We start from the raw sequence: 19,196 nt of genomic DNA on the forward strand, positions 1-19,196 counted from the left end.
CCTGCTTTCCGGCAGGCGGCTGCTTCCCTGCATGGCGGTGTGCGGCAACGCGCATACGCCGGTAATAAAACCCCGCCCGTGCCGGTGCGCGGGCAATGTTTGGAGGTACATATGAATAAGAGAGGGAAGTCGTGGCATCTGATTGTCACGGCGCTGCTGATCGTCGTGTTCTCATTTACCGCCCTGTTCGGCGTGAGCTACACATACGGCGATACCAAGAACGTCTACATCAAGGGCGCGGAGGATATCCGCTTCGGTATCGACATCCGTGGCGGCGTGGACGTGACGTTCATGCCGGCTGACGGTGTGGAAGCCACCGATGACCAGATGACCGCGGCCAAAACCGTCATCGAAGACCGTCTGGTCGGCCTTGGCATTACCGATTATGAGGATTATGTGGACTATAACAAGGACCGCATCATCGTCCGTTTCCCCTGGAAAACCGGCGAAACCGACTTTAATCCCCAGACCGCCATTGACGAGATCGGCACCACCGCCGAGATGGTGTTCCGCAAGGGCTCTACTGCCGACGGCGAAGAGATCCTGAGCGGTGACGATGTGACGTCCGCAACCGCAGGCTACAACCAGGAGAACGGTTATGTTGTTCAGCTGCAGTTCAGCGCTGACGGTGCCAAAAAGTTTGCTGAGGCCACCACCGAGCTGGCAGCCCAGTCCAACGGCACCATCTCCATCTGGCTGGACGGCGAGAACATCTCCACCGCTACCGTCAAGACTGCCATCACGGACGGCAACGCTGTGATCGAAGGTTCTTTCACCCAGGACCAGGTCACCGCGCTGGCAAACCAGATTAACTCCGGTTCTCTGCCTTTTGCCCTCTCGGCCGAAAGCTTCTCCACCATCAGCCCCACCCTGGGCGCTAAGAGCCTGGATGTGATGGTGCTGGCCGGCATCATTGCTTTTGCCTTTGTGGCTCTGCTCATGATCGTGCGTTACCGTCTGCCCGGTACCATTGCGGTCATCTCTCTGTTTGGCCAGGTTGTCGCCACGCTGGCATTTGTTTCCGGTTACTTCACCGTGTTCAATGGCTCCACGCTGACCCTGCCCGGTATCGCCGGTATCATCCTTGGTATCGGTATGGGCGTTGACGCCAACGTTATCACCGCTGAGCGCATCAAAGAAGAGCTTGGCAACGGCAAAACGCTGGATGGCGCTATCGCCAGCGGCTTCAAGATGGGCCTGACCCCCATCATTGACGGCAACGTGACCATCGTCATCGTTGCAGCCCTGCTGATGGGTGCTTTTGGCCCCACCGATGGCTTCTGGGGCAAGGTGTTCAACCCCATCTTCTTCATGTTTGGTCCTTCCACGGCTGGCAGCATCTACTCTTTCGGCTTCACGCTGCTCACCAGTGTTCTGCTCAACTTTGTCTTTGGCGTGTTTGCAACCCGCATTATGATCCGTGGTGCATCCCGCTGCAAGGCGTTCCGCAACCCCGTTCTGTATGGCGGTTCCAAGGATGGCAAAAAGACTTACAAGTGCCCCAACATCAACTTTGTCGGCAACCGCAAGAAGTTCTACACCTTCTCCGGCGTTCTGGTTGCCGTGGTGCTGGTGTTCAGCTTTGTCTTCGGCGTTACCATGGATATCGAGTTCAAGGGTGGCGCTATGGTTACCGTTGGCTACCAGGGCGATGTTGACCTGAACAATGTCAAGCAGACGGTAGCCGCCGAGCTGGGCCAGAGCAACCTGACCGTACAGACCGGCACGGATGTTTCCGGTGCACAGACCCTGACCATCAACCTGCCCGGCAGCGAGACCCTTTCCACCGAGCAGCTGGACAGCATGATCGAAACCCTGAACACCACCTACCCGGACAACCAGTTTGTCCAGCAGGAAGTCAGCAACGTCAACCCCACCATCGGCAACGAGTTCCTGGCCAAGAGCGTTGTGGCTGTTGTGGCTGCCTGCGTGCTGATTTTGCTGTACGTTGCCGTGCGTTTCCGCCGCATTGGCGGCTGGTCCGCCGGTGCCATGGCAATCGTTGCTTTGCTGCACGATATGTTTGTTGTGTACGGCGTCTTTGTTCTGCTGCGCATTCCCCTCAACGGCAACTTTATTGCAGCTATGCTTACCATTCTGGGCTACTCCATCAACGATACCGTTGTTATCTATGACCGTATCCGCGAGAACAGCGGCCTTTACGGCAAAAAGATGTCCCTGCCGGAGCTGGTCAACCTGTCCATCAACCAGAGCTTTGGCCGTTCCATGATGACCAGTATCACCACCTGCATTGCACTGGCAATCGTCTGCGTGGTGTCCATCATCTTCAAGCTGGACAGCATCTTCACCTTTGCGGTGCCGCTGCTGTTTGGCATGGTCAGCGGTGTTTACAGCACCATGTGTATTGCAACCCAGCTGTGGGTCAGCTACAAGACCCGCAAGGCTGCCCCCGCCCCCAAGAAAGCGTAAACCAGGAGGAACTTTGCTATGCGTTGCCCGTACTGCGGTGCCGATGAATCCAAGGTAATTGATTCGCGCCCCACGGAGGACGGCGAAAAGATCCGCCGCCGCCGCGAGTGCCTTTCCTGCAAAAAACGCTTTACCACCTATGAGATCGTGGAAACTGTGCCCCTGATGGTCATCAAAAAAGACCGTTCGCGTGAAGTGTTCGACCGCCAGAAACTGCTCAACGGCATGCTGCGCGCCTGCGAAAAGCGCCCTGTCAGCTATGAGCAGCTGGATGCCGCCGTCAGCCGCATTGAACAGGTGCTGCTGAACTCTTACGACAGGGAAGTGACCTCCGTCTATATTGGGGACCTTGCCATGGAGCAGCTGAAAAAGATGGACGACGTTGCCTATGTGCGCTTTGCTTCCGTCTACCGCCAGTTCAGCGATGTCAACACCTTTATGGATGAGCTGAAAGACATGCTGGATTCCCGCGCCAAAAACGGCGGCATGCAGGGCTAAAATGTGCCCGTAAAGCACTGCTCCAGCTGGTCGATCTGCGCCAGCACCCGTGCAGCTTCCACCGCAAGGTCGGCCTGGTTTTCCGGGTTGGCATACTGCGGCAAAACCGCCATGGTTTCGTTCATGCGATCCAGCGCGTTGCGGCGCACCAGCAGCCCCAGCTTTTTGCTGGCCTGCCTTGCACTGTGCGCGGCCTGCCGGAAAGCCTGCTGCGCCTGCGGGTACTGCTGCGTCAGTGTCTGCGCATAAGCGCTTTGCACCTGGGCGCGCAGGCTGCCCGCAGTGGCGCTTACATACTGTTTGCAGCCAAGCAGCACCGCCGCCAGCAGGACCAGAATGGCGATGGCATACCAGTTGCGCTTCATTCAAAAACCACCTGTACTTTCCGGTTTTTCAGACCGCCCGTTCTGGGCGGTCTTTTTTTGTATCACAACGCAGCTTTCCTTATTGCCAAGGTAAGCCAGTACCTCTGCCCGCCGCATCCCGCGCCTGGCAAGGTCGGTATCCAGCCAGGCTTCATTGCGCCCCAGCTGGGCCAGATTTTCGGGGTAAACTTCCTGGTCTACCAACAGCGGCAGCAGCGGGCTGTCGTCCGCCACTTTTTGCGCGGCGCTGATGCTCCCGTTGGGCTCCACCACACCCCATACTACCTGCCGCGGGTCAAAAATATCCTTGCCGCGCAGCGCTTCCATCAGATCGCCCGGCGTCATGCGCAGATGCCGCAGTGCATCCTGCCGGATCTGCCCATCCTGGATTACCGTCACCGGTCTCCCAAACAGCAGCGCCGCATAGCCGGGCAGGTAATAGGCGGCGGTTGAGTTCAATATTTCCAGCGCCGCAATCAATAAAATCGGCACCAGGCTGGAAAGCAGCGGCAGATCCGGCTCATCAATGCAGATGGAGGCAACATTGGAAATCATGAACGTTGTTACCAGCTCGGATGGCTGCAATTCCCCCAGCTGCCGCTTGCCCATCAGCCGCATGGCAAAAATAACCACAGCATAAATAATTACGGTATGCAAAACCGATGCAAGCATAAAAGCACCTCCTGCGTTTATCCCTGCCGTTTTTGGGTCACACTGAACAGCAAGGGAAGGTGATTACATGACAACTGCGGATAACCAGCCGCTGGGGCAGGCCCTTGCTGAAAATCAGGCGTTTCTGCAAACTATGTTTGGCGGCTCATCGGATTTCTATACCAAAAGCTTTACGATTTGCGGCTGCCGCTGCTGCATCGCCATGTTTGCGGGGCTTTCCTCGCCGGAAAAACTCTGCATCATGGTGCTGCACGCACTGGGTCAAGGCGTGCCGGGCTGCAAGGCCGGGCCGCAGCTGGTGCAGTACCTGGCAGAGCAAAGCTGCCTACCCACAGAGCAAACCCCCATCACCACCCGTACCCAGCTGGTGGAAGCCCTCGCCGGCGGCATGGCCGTGCTGCTGGTGGAGGGCAGCGGCCAGGCGCTGGCGTTTTCCACCCAGGATATGCCGGGCCGCAGCGTGACCAACCCCAGCGGGGAAGGCAACATGCGCGGCCCGCAGGATGCCTTTACCGAGCACCTGCGCAATAACATTTCCCAGCTGCGCCGTCAGTTCCGCACCGGCAGCTTTACGGCGGAGATCTGCACCGCCAACACCCGTGCCAAAACCGAGTATGCCATTTGTTATGATACCGCCCTGGCCCCGGCGGATGTGGTGCAAACCCTCAAACAGCGGCTGGCCGGGGTACAAATCCCCGTCCTGCTGGACAGCACCTATTTTGCCTCGTTCCTCAAGCAGGACAAGCTCAACCTTTTCCCCGCGGCAGCCTATACCGAGCGCCCGGCCACCGCCTGCGCCCGCATCTGTGAGGGCAAAATCGTTATCCTTGTATCCGGCAGCCCGCTTGCCATGGTGGTGCCCAGCTTTTTTGCCGAGCATTTTGAATGCCTGGACGATTATTCTTCCGGCGCAGTGTTTGCCGGTCTCATCCGCCTGCTCAAATATCTGGCGTTCTTGCTGGCGGTGTTTGGACCGGGGCTGTATGTCATGGCGGTCAGCTTTGCGCCGGAGCTGATCCCCGTGCACCTGCTGGCCAAACTGGCCCAGGGCGAAGCCTCCACGCCGCTACCGCCCATGCCGGAAATGCTGGCCGTGACCCTGCTGCTGGAAATTGTGCGTGAAGCCGGGCTGCGCGCCCCCAAATCCATCAGCCACACCGTCAGCCTTGTGGGGGCGCTCATCATTGGCGAAACCGCTGTCTCGGCGGGCATCATCAGCGTGCCGGTGCTCACCATGGCCGCGGCGGCCACCATCGCCACCCTGGCAGTCCCGGCGCTGTATGAACAGTCGATTCTGTTCCGCTTTGCGGTCATACTGCTGGCGGGACTGTTCGGTGTGCCGGGGCTGGCCTGTGGGGCGTTGCTGATTCTGGCCATGGCCTGCGGCAGCGACCCGTTCGGTTATGATTATCTTTACCCGCTCATGCCGCCGGGCAAGGCAGCCTTGCGGGATGGTTTTGTGCGGGCCATCTGGTCCCGCCTGGCACAAAAAGGGGAGGTGCTGCCGCGCCATGCAAAAGAGTAATGTGGATTTTTACCCCGTGCTGCTCCTCAGCATTCTGGCCGATACGCTGCTGCGGCTGCACACCGGTTATTGGGCGCGGGCAGGGCTGCTGGCTCTGCCCGCCAGCGCGGCGGTGCTGGCCGCTGTGCTTCTGTTAGTGTCGACCAGCTGGCAGGGAAACGCCCTGCTGCAAAAAGTTCTCTGTGTTTTGCTGGCAATCAGTTCAGCATTGGAAATTCTGCGCCTGCACGCCCTGTTTGGCAGCGTGTACCCCGGTACACTGGGGCTGGCGGGCACCTGTTTTGTCGTGCTGGCACCGGTCATCTACCTCCGGCGGGAGCCCGCCCTGCGCCAGACGGCCAACGCCTTGTTGGTGTTCGGTGCCGCGTGTATGGCAATCATGGTACTCTCGGTCGCGCCGCGCCTGCGTGTACCCAACCTGCATGCGGCACCGCTGACAGGGCAGGACTGGCAGGCGGCGTTTGTTTCTCAGCTGGCGCTCCCGCCGGAATATCTGCTGTTTGCCCTTTGGCCTCCGCAGCCCGGCCAGCGCTGCCGCAAGGCAGTAACATTTGCCGCGTCAGCACTGGGCTTTGATGCCGCGGTCCACCTGCTGCTGGAGCTGTTTTTTGGCGCGGCCATGCCCACCCGCCAAACCCCGGTGCAGGGGGCTGCACAGTGCGGGGCGCTTTCAATTTTTAACCGGTTGGAATGGCTGCAAATTTTGCTGTGGTGCATGGCAGTCACGGTGCGGCTGGCACTGTACCTGTATGCCATGGTGGAACTGTGGGGTGGCCGCGCCGGGGCGGGCAGCGCTGCCGCCGGGCTGGACCGTTACCCGCTGTACTTTGGCGGCATGGCTCTGTTGTGTGCTGTGCTGCGCACCGTGCCGCTGGAACAGGCATTTTATTGGCGCAGTGCCGTCTGCTGGGGCTTCGCTGCGGTTGTGATGGTAACAGGAGGCTGCCAATGGTTGGTATCATGCATAAAACATCCCGCCTGATGGCGGCGGTGCTGCTGGGCTGCCTGTTGGCGGGCTGCGGCGGGCAGCTGCTTTCCCACAGGGAAATTGTGCGGGCGGTGTTTTTTACCGCGCAGGATGCCGGCTACACGGTCACGCTTTTGACCAGTGACCAGCAAAGCGAGGATTCCGCCGCCTGCAAAACCTTTACCGGCAGCGGCGCTACCTGTGCTGCCGCCTGGAATGCCGCCGCCCAAACCATGAACGGCCAGCCGTTTTACGGCCTGATGGACCTTGCCGTTCTGCCTGCCGGGTGCAGCTGGCCGCTGGCAGAAGAAATCGCTCAGCTGTTGCAAAGCACCGCCCGCCCCGCGCCGGAAATCGCCGTGTTTGTGCTGGATCCTGCCGTGCAGATGCCCATCCAGGACCAAACGCCGACCCTGTACGAAAACTTGAAAGCGCTGGAAGAAAAGCAGCAGCTGCACTGCGGCCTGCAAACCCTGTTTGATAACGCCAAAACCGCCGCTGTGCCCGTCAGTGCGGGCGGGGAATACGCCATGCTGTTTTATGATACCGCTGCCAATACAGCCCGCCAGACGCAAAGCCCGTTGGCTGCCCAGCTGGCGGCTATTCTGTGCGGCCAGGCCCATCGGTTGGACTGCACGTTGCCGGATGACCTGCACCTTGCCGCCAAAGCCGCCGCCGATGTGCAGGTGCTGGCCCCCGGCAGCGTGCGGGTAAACCTGACCCTGCGGGATGTGGAACTGAAAGACCTGACTCCCGCCGCCCGCCCGGATGCCGAACTGCAGGTGGCATTTGCCGCAGCCGCCAACCGGGAATTTGACGGTTTGATAACGGCGCTGTACGGAATAAACGGCCCGGATGCCGACCCGCTCGACCTGTGTTTCTGGCTGCAAAACCGTTATGGCAGCACGCAGGGGGCGCTGCGGGCGGAGCTTACCCTGCACTGGCACCACCCCGGTGAAGGCTGATCCCCACCAAAGCACGCCTTTATTTGCAGTGCCAGTGTGCCATCCAGCCGGGCAGTCTGCCAGCCAAGACCAAAAAACAGATAGAAAACAGCCCGGAGCGCTAATAAATTACAACGAATAAACGGCAAAAAACACTGTTCACAAAAATTTTATACTTCAAGGGGTTGATTTTTGGCAAAGGAACGCTATAATAGATTTAGCACTCAGGAGAAAAGAGTGCTAAACAAAATGTTTCAAAGAAACTTTAATTATAGGAGGATATTTCATCATGAAAATCAAACCTCTTGCTGATCGCGTTGTGATCAAACTCGTTGAAGAAGAAGAAACCTCCAAGGGCGGCCTGATCCTGACCGGTTCCGCCAAGGAAAAGCCGCAGGTTGCTGAAGTTATCGCAGTCGGCCCCGGCGGCAATGTCGATGGCAAAGACGTTGAGATGATCGTCAAGGTTGGCGATAAGGTCCTCACCAGCAAGTACTCCGGCACCGAAGTCAAGGTTGACGGCGAGGAATGCACCATTGTCCGCCAGAGCGATATCCTGGCAATCGTTGAGTAAACTTTAACTGTTCTTACTGATAAAAGGAGATGCTGATTTATGGCAAAACAGATTAAGCAGGGCGAAGACGCCCGCAAGGCTCTTTGCGCCGGCATTGACCAGCTGGCTGATACCGTTAAGATTACCCTGGGCCCCAAAGGCCGCAACGTTGTTCTGGGCAAGAAGTTCGGCAGCCCGGTCATCACCAACGATGGCGTTACCATCGCAAAGGAAATTGAGCTGAAAGACGCTTTCGAGAACATGGGTGCACAGCTCGTGCGTGAAGTTGCCACCAAGACCAATGATGCTGCCGGCGACGGCACCACCACCGCTACCGTTCTGGCACAGGCTCTTGTTACCGAGGGCATGAAGAACGTTACCGCCGGTGCAAACCCGATGGACATCAAGCGCGGCATCCAGAAGGCTGTCAACACCGCTGTTGAGGCCGTCAAGGCACACAGCCAGAAAGTCAACGGCAGCAAGGATATCGCCCGTGTCGGCACCGTTTCTGCCGGTGATGCACAGATCGGCCAGCTGATCGCTGACGCTATGGAAAAGGTTACTGCTGACGGCGTGATCACCATTGAGGAGAACAAGACCACTGCTGAAACCTACACCGAGGTAGTGGAAGGCATGCAGTTTGACCGTGGCTACGTTACCCCGTACATGGTCACCGATACCGAGAAGATGGAAACCGTTTACGAGGACTGCAGCGTGCTGATCACCGATAAAAAGATCAGCGTGTTCCAGGATATCGTTCCTCTGCTGGAGTCCGTGATCCAGTCCGGCCGCAAGCTGCTCATCATCGCTGAGGATGTTGAGGGCGACGCACTGTCCAACCTCATCATCAACCGTCTGCGCGGCGGCCTGAATGTGGTTGCTGTCAAGGCTCCCGGCTTTGGCGACCGCCGCAAGGAAATGCTGCAGGATATCGCCATCCTGACCGGCGGCACCGTCATCAGCAGCGACCTGGGCTATGAGCTCAAGGACGCTACCATCCAGCTGCTGGGCAGCGCCCGCCAGGTCAAGGTTGGCAAGGAGAACACCACCATCGTCGGTGGCGCTGGCGATAAGCAGGCCATTGCTGACCGCGTTGCCCAGATTCGTTCCCAGATCGCTTCCGCTACCTCTGACTTTGACCGTGAAAAGCTGCAGGAACGCCTGGCCAAGCTGGCTGGCGGCGTAGCTGTCATCAAGGTCGGCGCTGCTACCGAAGTTGAGATGAAGGATAAGAAGCTCCGCATCGAGGACGCCCTGAACGCAACCAAGGCTGCTGTTGAAGAGGGTATCGTTGCTGGCGGCGGCACCGCTACCATCAACGCTATCCCCGCTGTTGATAAGCTGGTCAGCGAGCTGGAAGGCGATGAGCGCACTGGCGCTAAGATCGTCCGCAAGGCTCTGGAAGCTCCTCTGCGCCAGATCGCCGCAAACGCTGGCCTGGAAGGCAGCGTTATCATCAACAACATTCTGCAGGCCGGCAAGCCCAACTACGGCTATGACGCCCAGAAGGAAGAATATGTTGACGATATGATCGAAGCCGGCATTGTTGACCCGACCAAGGTCACCCGCTCCGCTCTGGAGAATGCTTCCAGCGTTGCCGCTATGGTTCTGACCACCGAAAGCCTGGTCGCTGACCTGCCGGAGCCCCCGGCACCGGCAGCCCCCGCCGGCGGTGACATGGGCGGCATGTACTGATTTAATAGCCGCACCGCATAAAGTAATATGTAGGGCCGCAGCCCGTAAAGGCTGCGGCCCTTTTTGCGGTTTTGCAGCCAATAAGGGCAGAAATAATAAAGTGAAAGATAAAATAAATATAACATCGTACAATCCATGCGGATGTGTCTTTTTTTCGCTTGATTCTGCACCGCAAAACTGGTATGCTTTTCAAGTATGCCATGTGTATTGTACATGATGGCACGATGGAACGCGGAGGTACGGGAATGCCGGAGCAGAACAATAAACTGAAACTTGTGCGCGCGGTGATGCTGTGCATTACATTGGCCATCATGGCGGCAATCTTTCTGTTTTCCGCCCAGCCGGGGGAGAGCTCCTCTGCCCTCAGCCAGCAGATAACGGAAAAAGTGGAATCCACCGCGGCTCACCGCCTGACCCCCAAGTGGTTCAGCAGCCAGAACGACAATGCCAACATTCGCAAGTGGGCACATGTTTATATTTACTGTACTCTCGGTGTCAGCACCGCCGTCACCGTCCATCTGTTTGGCAGCGCAGGCAAAGCGGGCGGGGCCAAACAGCTTGTGCAAGAAGCACTGATCAGCGCTGTGACCTGTACCGCCTATGCGGGCACTGATGAATTCCACCAGCTCTTTATCCCGGGCCGCGCCGGAATGATTCAGGATGTCGGCGTGGATGCGCTCGGTTTTTTGCCCTGCATTGCCATCACTTTTCTGGTTACTGCCTGGCTGCGGCACAAAGCGGCCAAAACACAACAATAAAAATAACAACACCACCTGCCGGGGCAGGGAAAGCAGCATTGCGCTGCTTTCCCACACGCCCGGCGGGTGGTGTTGTTTGTGGTCTGTTTTAGGGTTTATCTGAAAATTTAGTCTATTTCTACAAGCACCGCTTCTTTGGCTTCAGATACACCTTAACCTTTCAGGGCAATGGCGTGTACTTCGGCCAGCGGGCCGTCTCCGCGCAGGTAGAGGGTCACATATTTCATCTGCCCGTCCGCCCCGTAATCTTCCAGCTCATCGCGCCCAATGATCTGCCGCGCCGTGTGCTCAGCTCCGGCGGTATCCGTGCTGCGGCTTTCCAGCAGGATAAATTCAGCGCCCGGCAAAAATTTCAGCTCTTCCGGCACCGCAGCGGCGGGGTAGTCGGCCTGTCCCAATACCCCATAATCCGCATCCATCTGCAGCACCCGCACCGCTTGGGCAGCATACAAAAAGGAAAGTTTGGCGGTAAAACTCTGCTCGGTTTTGCTGGTGCCGTCCCAGCTGCTGCTTTCGGTCTGTGCCGCGCTGACCGAGAGGGACAGGCTGGAACCTTCCAGATTTTGCGTGCTGCAGGTTACGCGCTGGCCCTCCGCCAGGTAGATCTGCCCGTCCGCTGTCTGGTATACCGGGCTGAATGTAAAGCCGGTAATATCTCCACGAATCTGGCCGATATCGGCATACAGCGTGCCGGTCATGCTCTCGGTGGTTTCACTGCCGTTGTATGCGCTGTTGTAGGCAAGGCCGCTGAAATACGGGTCGGCCCCACTGCCAAGATAAACAGTATCGCCGTCCTCCTCCGCCGTGTTCTGGCACAGCGCATAACCGGTCACATTGGGGAAAATATTCCGCCACTGCGCACCCTCCGGCCGGTCGGCGCTGCTCCAGTCCGCGTACAGATGGGCAGGGGAACAATCACCGGAAAGAAAATGCTCGGAAAAATAGGGGATGCTCTCCCATGTGGCGTACCCGCCGATCAAAGTATCCTGCCCTGCCGCGCCCTGCGGTACCGCCAGCCGGCAGCCGCCCAACAGGCAGGCCAGGGCAGCGGCACCCGCACCGAATAACATATTACGTTTCATCACAATCACCTTCGTCCAGTTCGCCGTCAAATTTCAAAATATCGCCAACATCACATTGCAGATAGTAACAGATGCGGTTGATGGTGTGGAACCGCACACCTTTGGCTTTTCCGCTGCGCAGGATGGAAAGATTTGCTTCGGTAATGCCCACCCTGGCGCAAAGTTCTTTGGCCGTTATGCCGCGTGCCCGCAGCTGTTCATCCAGATACACTTTGATCGCCATCAGATGAACCCCTCGTTTTCTTCCCGCAGGGCGCAGCCTTCGGCCAGCCAGCGGCTGAACAGCAGCGCCGCTACCGCAAACAGAATGGGCAGCAGGGCAATGTGCAGCCCGCTGTTCAGCTGGTGCAGCTGCCCGGCGGCGCAAAGCTGTACTGCCAAAAACACTGCTTGTACTGTAACATCCACCGCCGCAGCTCCGCCGGCCAGTGTGCCGCAGTGCGCGGCGGCCTGTGCCATGCCGGGGGCAAAACGATCCGCCTGGGCGAGCTTAACCAGCTGCAGCAGCCCATGTACAATGCCAAGGTTCAGCAGGGCAGGCAGGCTTTGCACCAGCCAGCCGCAGACCAGAAATAAAGCGGTGGGGTTCAGCGTGCCGAAAGCTGTATTGTCCAGCATGGTGTTTGCCTGCCGCACGGCGGCAATCTGCCCGCGCAGATCCAGCAACCCCACGCCAAACACGGAAACAACAAACGCGCCGTCCAGCAGGCAAAGCCCTATCTGCATCCCGTGCAGCAGGCTGCTGGTGTTCAGGCTGCGCCGATGCAGCGCCCCCAACAGCAGCCAGACGGCACAGGCCAGCGCAACGGCCCAAATCAGCTGCCCCAGCATGGCCACGACAACTTCTTGCGGCAGGCCGCCCATCCGCTGGGCCAGCAGCCCCGGATTGATGAGGAAATAGAGCGCAGGCCCCAGCACCGCGCTGAACCCAACCAGCGGCCAGTGGTGCCGGATATCCCGCAGCGCAATCCCGGCAGGCAGCAGGCAGAGCAGGGCATACAGCCCGCAGGCCGCCACATTGCCCACACTGCCGCTTAACGAAAGCACCCGCAGCCCGGCCCCGATGCTGACCCAGGGGAACGCCAGCCACCCGGCCTCGACCGGTGCGAACCATGCCCCCAGCGCACAGGCCGCGGCAAGCCCCGCCAGCCCGCCATAAAATACACGGAAACGCTTCATCGCTTCCACATCCTTTCTGATTTTGCTAAGGCAACACCGCACAATTCCCGCCTTGCGGCTTAAGCACCGTTCCGGCAGCTGCGGCACGGCATCTGCGTTGCCAAAATGCTCGATAATGTCGGGTTGCAGTACCCGCATCGTGCTTCGGGGGCAAAGGCCCCTCGCACTCTGCGACCGCTGCCCCTGCTTTGGTTCGCTGTTTCCGCCACTGGCGGCGCTCACCTTTGCAGCATCCAGTATTATCTGCGCTTTTGGCTTGGCATCTGCCGCACCTCGCTCGCCGTATCGGCACTTAGAATTATGCGGTATTGCCCTTGATTTAATTTATCATTCTGCAAACCAAAAATCAAAAGTAAAATTATAATAAAACAATAATTTTACTATCATCAGCGTACCACATGAATTATCGTTTGTCAATAATTCCACTGCAAAATCTTTTGCAATGCTTTGCTGCACCCGAAAAGACAGAAAAGAAAGCATAAAACCAGCGGCAGCGGGCGATACTTCAACAAGTGGCTGATACCATGCACTTGGTGCAGCATATTAGGGTAACACCGCACAATTCCCGCCTAGCGGCTTAAGCACCGCTTCGGCGGCTGCGGCACGGCATCTGCGTTGCCAAAATGCTCGATAATGTCGGGTTGCGGTACCCGCATCGTGCTTCGGGGGCAAAAGCCCCTCGCACTCTGCGACCGCTGCCCCTGCTTCGGTTCGCTGTTTCCGCCACTGGCGGCGCTCACCTTTGCAGCATCCAGTATTATCTGCGCTTTTGGCTTAGCATCTGCCGCATCTCGCTCGCCGTATCGGCACTTAGAATTATGCGGTATTGCCTTAGGAAAGGAGAAACCACGCCCATGAGCATCCGCCGCCTTGCTGTCCTCTGCACCGCCATGCTCTGTGCAGGGATGCTGGTGCTCTGCCGTGTGTTCTGGATCGCGGCGGACCAAAGCTATGCCGCCAGCGCGGCGGCACAGACCGTCAGCGAAACCGTGCTCCCCATCCGGCGCGGCAATTTTTATGATAGGATAGGCCGCCCCCTAACCGGCGTTACTCCGCGGTGGTACGCGCTCTGCATACCGGGGGATTCCAGCTATGCCACACTGTTTCCCTTTGTGCCGTTTGCCCAGCAGGCCCAGCTGTATGCCCGCCGCAACAGCATCACCCCGTTTTTGATTGAAGTGGAAGATGATCTGTCCGCAAACGGCGTGTTCATGGTGGCGGATGCCCGGCGCTATCTGCCAACCCCCATCGCCCGTCACCTGATCGGCTACCTGGATGGGGACGGCCACGGTATGACCGGGCTGGAAAAGGCCTATGATGATCTTTTGGCTGCGGCGGGGGATGCTCAGGCCGTGCTTTGCACCACCACTGCCCGTGGGGATCTGTTGGCGGGCACCACGCCGCAGGTGCAAACCACCGCCCGCGGTACCAACACAGCCATTACCCTCACGCTGGATGCTAACATCCAGCGTGCCTGCGAAGCGATTGCCGCCCAAAATATGAGCAAAGGCTGCATCATCGTCATGCAGGTGGGCAGCGGGCAAATTTTGGCCAGCACCAGTATGCCGGAATTTGACCCCGATGATATCGCCGCCAGCATCCGCGCCGATGATACCTCCCTCATTAACCGCAGTCTGTCCGCTTTCAGCGCGGGTTCTGTGTTCAAGGTGGTGCTGGCTGCGGCAGCCTATGCCCAGGGGCTGGACTGGTTCACCTATGACTGCACCGGCAGCATCCAGACGGCGGGGGAAACCTTCCGCTGTGCGCTGGGGCGGGCGCACGGCACCGTCAACCTGCGCGGCGCGCTGGAACAAAGCTGTAACTGTTACTTTATTGCGCTGGGCCAACTGCTGGGCGGGCAGGCAATTCTGAATGCCGCGCAGAGCTTTGGCCTTGGCACCCCGGCCCTGCTGGCGCCGGGGCTGAAGAGCGCGGCGGGGGAACTGCCCAGCGCGGCAGACCTGCAAAATGCGGGCAGTTTGGCAAGCCTTTCGTTCGGGCAGGGCGGGCTGACCGTTACCCCATTGCAGGTAACGGCCATGTTCAATGCCATAGCCTCCGGCGGGGTATATCACAGCCCCTGTATTGTCAGCAGCATCACCGGCGGGACGCAAGTTCCGCAGCAGCCGCAGCCCGCAGCGGCCTGCAGCCCGGCGGTTGCACGGGTGCTGCAAAGTATGCTGGCAACCGTTGTCCGCAGCGGCATTGGCGGCGATGCCCAGCCCCATACCGGTACCGCCGCCGGTAAAACCGGCACGGCTCAGACCGGCCAGTTTGATGCAGACGGCAGAGAGCTGCTGCATTACTGGTTTGCCGGTTTTTACCCGGCGGATGCTCCGCGCTATACCATCACCGTTTTGCAGGATTCCCAGCAAAAGCCCCAAACCAGCAGCGCCGCCCTGTTTGCCCAGGTAGCGGATGCCCTTGCCGTTCTGGATGCAGCTATAACAGAAAAACCGGCAGAAAACGGTTGACAAGCACCGAACGCTGGCATATAATCATAGGGTAAAAGGAAAAATAGCGTTGAAAGGGTCAATGCCCCATTATCCGCAGCCATTCAGAGAGGGTGCCGCTAAGCTGCAAGGCACCCGGTGCGGGCAGGGCAGTGCCGCCCCGGAGCTTCCGAAAAAATCGGACGTATGCGTCGCGTTAAGGCGCACCAAAGCGGCAGGCTGTACAGCCTGCAATCTGGGTGGTACCACGGAAGTTATACGGCTTTCGCCCCTGTGCTGGACGGCATTGTAGCTGTCTGGCGGGGCAAAGGCCGTTTTTCTTTTCCTTTTTTTGCGGCTGTGGTAAAACCCGGGGCAAAACAGTATCCCAATTATTTCAGCATACGAAATGGAGAATCAGGATCATGCAGTGGACAGGACTTAACGAATTACGCGAAAAATACCTGCACTATTTTGAAGGCAAAGGCCATCTGCGCCTTGGCAGCTTCCCGCTGGTGCCCAAAGACGACCCCAGCCTGCTGCTTATCAACAGCGGTATGGCACCTATGAAAAAGTGGTTCCTTGGCCAGGAAGAACCGCCCCGCCACCGTGTTACCACCTGCCAGAAGTGCATCCGTACCCCGGATATTGAGCGCGTCGGCATTACCGCACGCCATGGCTGCTTCTTTGAAATGCTGGGCAACTTCAGCTTCCAGGATTATTTCAAGAAAGAGGTCATTCCCTGGGCTTGGGAGTTCCTGACCAAAGAGCTGGAAATCCCCGCTGACCGCCTGTATATCTCTGTCTATCAGGACGATGACGAGGCCTATGATATCTGGACCAAGTCTGTCGGCATCCCCGAAGACCACATGGTCCGCCTGGGCAAAGAGGATAACTTCTGGGAGCATGGCTCCGGTCCGTGCGGCCCCTGCAGTGAGATCTACTTTGACCGCGGCCTGAAGTATGGCTGCGGCAAGCCGACCTGCGGCGTTGGCTGTGACTGCGACCGCTTCATGGAAATCTGGAACCTGGTGTTCAGCCAGTATGATTCCGATGGCAAGGGCACCTATGCGCTGCTGCCCAAACCGAACATTGATACCGGCATGGGCCTGGAGCGTCTGGCCGTTGTCATGCAGGATGTGGATAACCTGTTCGAGGTCGATACCGTTGCCGCTGTTCTGCACCATGTGGAGCGCATCTCCGGCAAACAGTACGGTGCAAACGAGAAGGACGATATCTCCATCCGCGTCATCACCGACCATATCCGCGCTACCGTGTTCATGGCTTCTGACGGCATCCTGCCCTCCAACGAAGGCCGCGGCTATGTTATGCGCCGCTTGCTGCGCCGCGCTGCCCGCCATGGCCGTATGCTGGGCATCGACCATCCGTTCCTGACTGATCTGGTGGATACCGTTATCGTCTCCAGCGAGGTTGGTTACCCCGAACTGCGCGAGCATGAATCCTATATCAAGAAAGTTATTGGCACCGAGGAGGAGCGCTTCTATAAGACCATTGACTCCGGCATGAACATCCTGAACGGCATGATCCAGCACCTGCACGAGACCAACAAGAAGATCCTGTCCGGCTTGGATGTTTTCAAGCTGAACGATACCTTCGGCTTCCCGCTTGATCTGACCAAGGAGATCGCTGCCGAAGCCGGCCTTGGCATTGACGAAGCTGCTTTCCATGTCGAGATGACCCGCCAGCGTGAGCGCGCCCGTGCCGAGCGCCTGGCCAAGGATATCTCCGGCTGGAGCGAGGACCTGTTCGGTGAACTGAACGCTGAGCCGACCGCGTTTGACGGCTATGATGTGCTGAAAGAAACCGCCAAGGTTCTGGCCCTGTCTGACGGCGAAGAACTGAACGATGCGGTTTCCACCGACTATGAAGAGCGCGAGAATGTGCTGGTCGTTCTGGACCGTACCCCGTTCTATGCCGAGATGGGCGGCCAGGTTGCTGACCACGGCTACCTGACCAGCGGCACTGCAAACCTGAAAGTTAACCAGGTCAAAAAGACCCCCAAAGGCTTCTATGTTCACACCTGCACCCTGCTGGACGGCACCATCCGCGTAGGCGATACCGTAACCGCTGCTGTGGATGAACAGCGCCGCGCTTCCATCTGCCGCAACCACACCGCCACCCACCTGATGCAGAAAGCCCTGCGCGAAGTGCTGGGCGAGCATGTCCACCAGGCCGGCAGCTACCAGGACGACAAGATCACCCGCTTTGACTTTACCCATTTCAACGCCGTTACCCCCGAAGAACTGGTGGAAGTGGAAAAGCGCGTGAACGAAAAAATCTTTGCCGCTCTGCCTGTTACCATCCAGAACCTGCCCATTGAGGAAGCCAAAAAGATGGGCGCTATGGCTCTGTTTGGCGAAAAGTACGGCAAGGTTGTCCGCGTTGTGGATGCAGGCGGCTGGAGCGTTGAGTTCTGCGGTGGCACCCATGTCAAGAACACTGCCCAGATCGGCTGCTTCAAGATCCTGTCCGAAGCCAGCGTTGCCGCCGGTATCCGCCGCATTGAGGCCACCACCGGTTACGGCGTGTTGAACCTGCTGGACGACCGTACCGCTGAACTGGCCAACACCGCTGTTGCCCTGAAGGCCAACAACATGAAGGATGTTGCCGCCCGTGCCCAGGCTGTGACCGCTGAGCTGAAAGAGGCCAACAAGCAGCTGGAGATCGCCAAGGCAAAGCTGGCATCCAGCCAGATCGACGGCCTGTTCCAGAATGCTGTCGAGGTTGACGGCGTGCGCATTGTTACCGTTTATCTGAACGGCACCACCCCTGATACCCTGCGCAGCATGATGGATAAACTGCGTGATAAAGAGCCCAACGCAGTCGGCGCTTTGATCGGCACCGATGGCAGCAAGACCACCCTGGCTGTCGGCGTTGGCAAAAACGCCCTGGCCCGCGGTCTGAAGGCTGGTGCCCTGGTTAAGCAGATCGCTGCCATTGCAGGCGGCAACGGCGGCGGCAAGCCGGACTTCGCCATGGCCGGTATCCGCGATACTTCCAAGATCGACGATGCACTGAACGCTGTGGAAGGCATTGTGAAAGAAAATCTGGAAAAAGCAAACTGAGCGTGCTATAATACAACTGTACAATTTTGGGGTGCCGGGCCAACCGCCCCGCACCCTGGGAAAGGGGGCAAAACCGATGGATGACTGCCTGTTTTGCAAAATCGCAGCGGGCCAGATCCCGTCCAATAAGCTGTATGAGGATGACACTCTGCTGGCATTTTATGATATTGACCCGCAGGCACCGGTGCATTTTCTGGTGATCCCCAAGCAGCATATTGAATCTGCGGCAAAGCTTACCGAAGCGGACGCTGCGCTGCTGGGCCACATTTACGCCACCATCGCCAACCTGTGCAAGCAGCTTGGCGTGGACGAAAGCGGCTACCGCGTTGTGACCAACGTTGGCGCCGATGGCGGCCAAAGCGTGAAGCACCTGCACTTCCATGTGCTGGCAAAGCGCAGCCTTGCATGGCCTCCGGGCTGATGCAGGCTCCTTTGCACCGAAATGTGAAAAGAGGTTGTTTACTATGGCAAAAACCTATACCTTGCATGTGGCAGGCCTGACCCGTGAATTGCCCATCTGCAAAATCAATGACCACCTGGACATTGCCGCATTTATCATGTTCAGCGATGTTGAGCTGACCATTGCCTGCGCCAAGGCCCTGCTGGAAAAGTGCCCGGATTTTGATGTCATCCTGACTGCCGAGGCCAAGGGCATCCCCCTGGCATACGAAATGTCCCGCCAGAGCGGCAAGCAGTGGATCCCCGCCCGCAAGGGTGTCAAGGGGTACATGGCGGATCCGGTCATCGTGGAGGATCAGTCCATCACCACCGCCGGCAAGCAGACCCTGGTCATTGATAAAAAAGACCTTGACTATATGAACGGCAAGCGCATCCTGGTTGTGGATGACGTAATTTCCACCGGCGGCAGCCTGCATGCGCTGGATGCACTGGCAGCCCGCAGCTCCGGCACCATTGTGGCCCAGGCAGCTGTTCTGGCGGAAGGCGATGCAGCTGAGCGCAAGGATATCATCTTCCTTGAGCCGCTGCCCCTGTTTGCCCACTAAAAACTC

At 58.3% G+C, this 19,196-nt stretch carries 17 protein-coding genes; 12 read left to right on the plus strand and 5 right to left on the minus strand.

What is annotated here, in order from left to right; genetic code table 11:
* Positions 1-111 precede the first annotated feature (111 nt).
* Complete coding sequence (secF, locus tag C4885_RS05865; protein WP_113999439.1) at positions 112-2,430, plus strand: protein translocase subunit SecF; 2,319 nt, start codon at positions 112-114, stop codon at positions 2,428-2,430.
* An 18-nt stretch (positions 2,431-2,448) separates the two neighbouring features.
* Positions 2,449-2,928, plus strand: a complete 480-nt coding sequence (nrdR, locus tag C4885_RS05870) for a transcriptional regulator NrdR (RefSeq protein WP_113999440.1) — start codon at positions 2,449-2,451, stop codon at positions 2,926-2,928.
* Here the strand turns inward: nrdR and C4885_RS05875 are convergent.
* Both C4885_RS05875 and C4885_RS05880 read right to left on the minus strand, forming a co-directional pair.
* A complete protein-coding gene (locus C4885_RS05875) occupies positions 2,925-3,293 on the minus strand; it encodes a DUF4363 family protein (RefSeq protein WP_113999441.1) in 369 nt (122 codons plus the stop codon). The genes nrdR and C4885_RS05875 overlap by 4 nt on opposite strands.
* Positions 3,294-3,965 carry a DUF421 domain-containing protein gene (locus C4885_RS05880; protein WP_113999442.1) on the minus strand — a complete coding sequence of 224 codons (672 nt, stop codon included), beginning with the start codon at positions 3,963-3,965 and terminating at the stop codon, positions 3,294-3,296.
* A gap of 67 nt (positions 3,966-4,032) precedes the next feature.
* On the opposite strand from C4885_RS05880, the gene C4885_RS05885 reads away from it, so the two are divergent.
* The 6 genes from C4885_RS05885 to C4885_RS05910 all read left to right on the plus strand — a co-directional run bounded on the left by C4885_RS05885 (position 4,033) and on the right by C4885_RS05910 (position 10,407).
* Positions 4,033-5,490 carry a spore germination protein gene (locus tag C4885_RS05885; protein WP_113999443.1) on the plus strand — a complete coding sequence of 486 codons (1,458 nt, stop codon included), beginning with the start codon at positions 4,033-4,035 and terminating at the stop codon, positions 5,488-5,490.
* A complete protein-coding gene (locus tag C4885_RS05890) occupies positions 5,477-6,472 on the plus strand; it encodes a hypothetical protein (RefSeq protein ID WP_113999444.1) in 996 nt (331 codons plus the stop codon). The genes C4885_RS05885 and C4885_RS05890 overlap by 14 nt, the downstream gene beginning before the upstream one ends.
* Positions 6,439-7,422, plus strand: a complete 984-nt coding sequence (locus C4885_RS05895) for a hypothetical protein (protein ID WP_113999445.1) — start codon at positions 6,439-6,441, stop codon at positions 7,420-7,422. The genes C4885_RS05890 and C4885_RS05895 overlap by 34 nt, the downstream gene beginning before the upstream one ends.
* Positions 7,423-7,690: 268 nt before the next feature.
* A complete protein-coding gene (groES, locus tag C4885_RS05900; RefSeq protein ID WP_113999446.1) occupies positions 7,691-7,975 on the plus strand; it encodes a co-chaperone GroES in 285 nt (94 codons plus the stop codon).
* A gap of 39 nt (positions 7,976-8,014) precedes the next feature.
* The gene (gene groL / locus C4885_RS05905) at positions 8,015-9,649 is read left to right on the plus strand and encodes a chaperonin GroEL (protein WP_113999447.1); all 1,635 of its coding nucleotides are present in this window, start codon (positions 8,015-8,017) and stop codon (positions 9,647-9,649) included.
* A 245-nt stretch (positions 9,650-9,894) separates the two neighbouring features.
* Positions 9,895-10,407, plus strand: a complete 513-nt coding sequence (locus C4885_RS05910; RefSeq protein WP_158538817.1) for a VanZ family protein — start codon at positions 9,895-9,897, stop codon at positions 10,405-10,407.
* Positions 10,408-10,559: 152 nt separating this feature from the next.
* On the opposite strand, the gene C4885_RS05915 is transcribed toward C4885_RS05910, so the two are convergent.
* The 3 genes from C4885_RS05915 to C4885_RS05925 are packed head-to-tail and all read right to left on the minus strand — an operon-like array spanning position 10,560 to position 12,668.
* On the minus strand, positions 10,560-11,489 hold the full coding sequence (locus C4885_RS05915; RefSeq protein ID WP_147237772.1) for a hypothetical protein: 930 nt from the start codon (positions 11,487-11,489) through the stop codon (positions 10,560-10,562).
* Positions 11,479-11,712 (minus strand): helix-turn-helix transcriptional regulator, encoded by a 234-nt coding sequence (locus C4885_RS05920; RefSeq protein ID WP_113999450.1) that lies wholly within the window; start codon positions 11,710-11,712, stop codon positions 11,479-11,481. The genes C4885_RS05915 and C4885_RS05920 overlap by 11 nt, the downstream gene beginning before the upstream one ends.
* Complete coding sequence (locus C4885_RS05925; RefSeq protein WP_147237774.1) at positions 11,712-12,668, minus strand: hypothetical protein; 957 nt, start codon at positions 12,666-12,668, stop codon at positions 11,712-11,714. Before C4885_RS05925 ends, C4885_RS05920 begins: the two co-directional genes overlap by 1 nt.
* 854 nt (positions 12,669-13,522) lie before the next feature.
* Here C4885_RS05925 and C4885_RS05930 point away from each other — a divergent pair.
* The 4 genes from C4885_RS05930 to C4885_RS05945 all read left to right on the plus strand — a co-directional run bounded on the left by C4885_RS05930 (position 13,523) and on the right by C4885_RS05945 (position 19,190).
* Positions 13,523-15,142 carry a penicillin-binding protein 2 gene (locus C4885_RS05930; protein ID WP_158538818.1) on the plus strand — a complete coding sequence of 540 codons (1,620 nt, stop codon included), beginning with the start codon at positions 13,523-13,525 and terminating at the stop codon, positions 15,140-15,142.
* A 383-nt stretch (positions 15,143-15,525) separates the two neighbouring features.
* Positions 15,526-18,186, plus strand: a complete 2,661-nt coding sequence (gene alaS, locus C4885_RS05935; protein ID WP_113999453.1) for an alanine--tRNA ligase — start codon at positions 15,526-15,528, stop codon at positions 18,184-18,186.
* A gap of 76 nt (positions 18,187-18,262) precedes the next feature.
* Positions 18,263-18,607 carry a histidine triad nucleotide-binding protein gene (locus C4885_RS05940; RefSeq protein ID WP_113999454.1) on the plus strand — a complete coding sequence of 115 codons (345 nt, stop codon included), beginning with the start codon at positions 18,263-18,265 and terminating at the stop codon, positions 18,605-18,607.
* Positions 18,608-18,650: 43 nt separating this feature from the next.
* The gene (locus C4885_RS05945) at positions 18,651-19,190 is read left to right on the plus strand and encodes a phosphoribosyltransferase family protein (RefSeq protein WP_113999455.1); all 540 of its coding nucleotides are present in this window, start codon (positions 18,651-18,653) and stop codon (positions 19,188-19,190) included.
* Positions 19,191-19,196 lie beyond the last annotated feature (6 nt).

Origin of the sequence: Subdoligranulum sp. APC924/74, from assembly GCF_003324125.1 — a bacterium.
In the GTDB taxonomy this organism is placed as follows: domain Bacteria; phylum Bacillota; class Clostridia; order Oscillospirales; family Ruminococcaceae; genus Gemmiger; species Gemmiger qucibialis.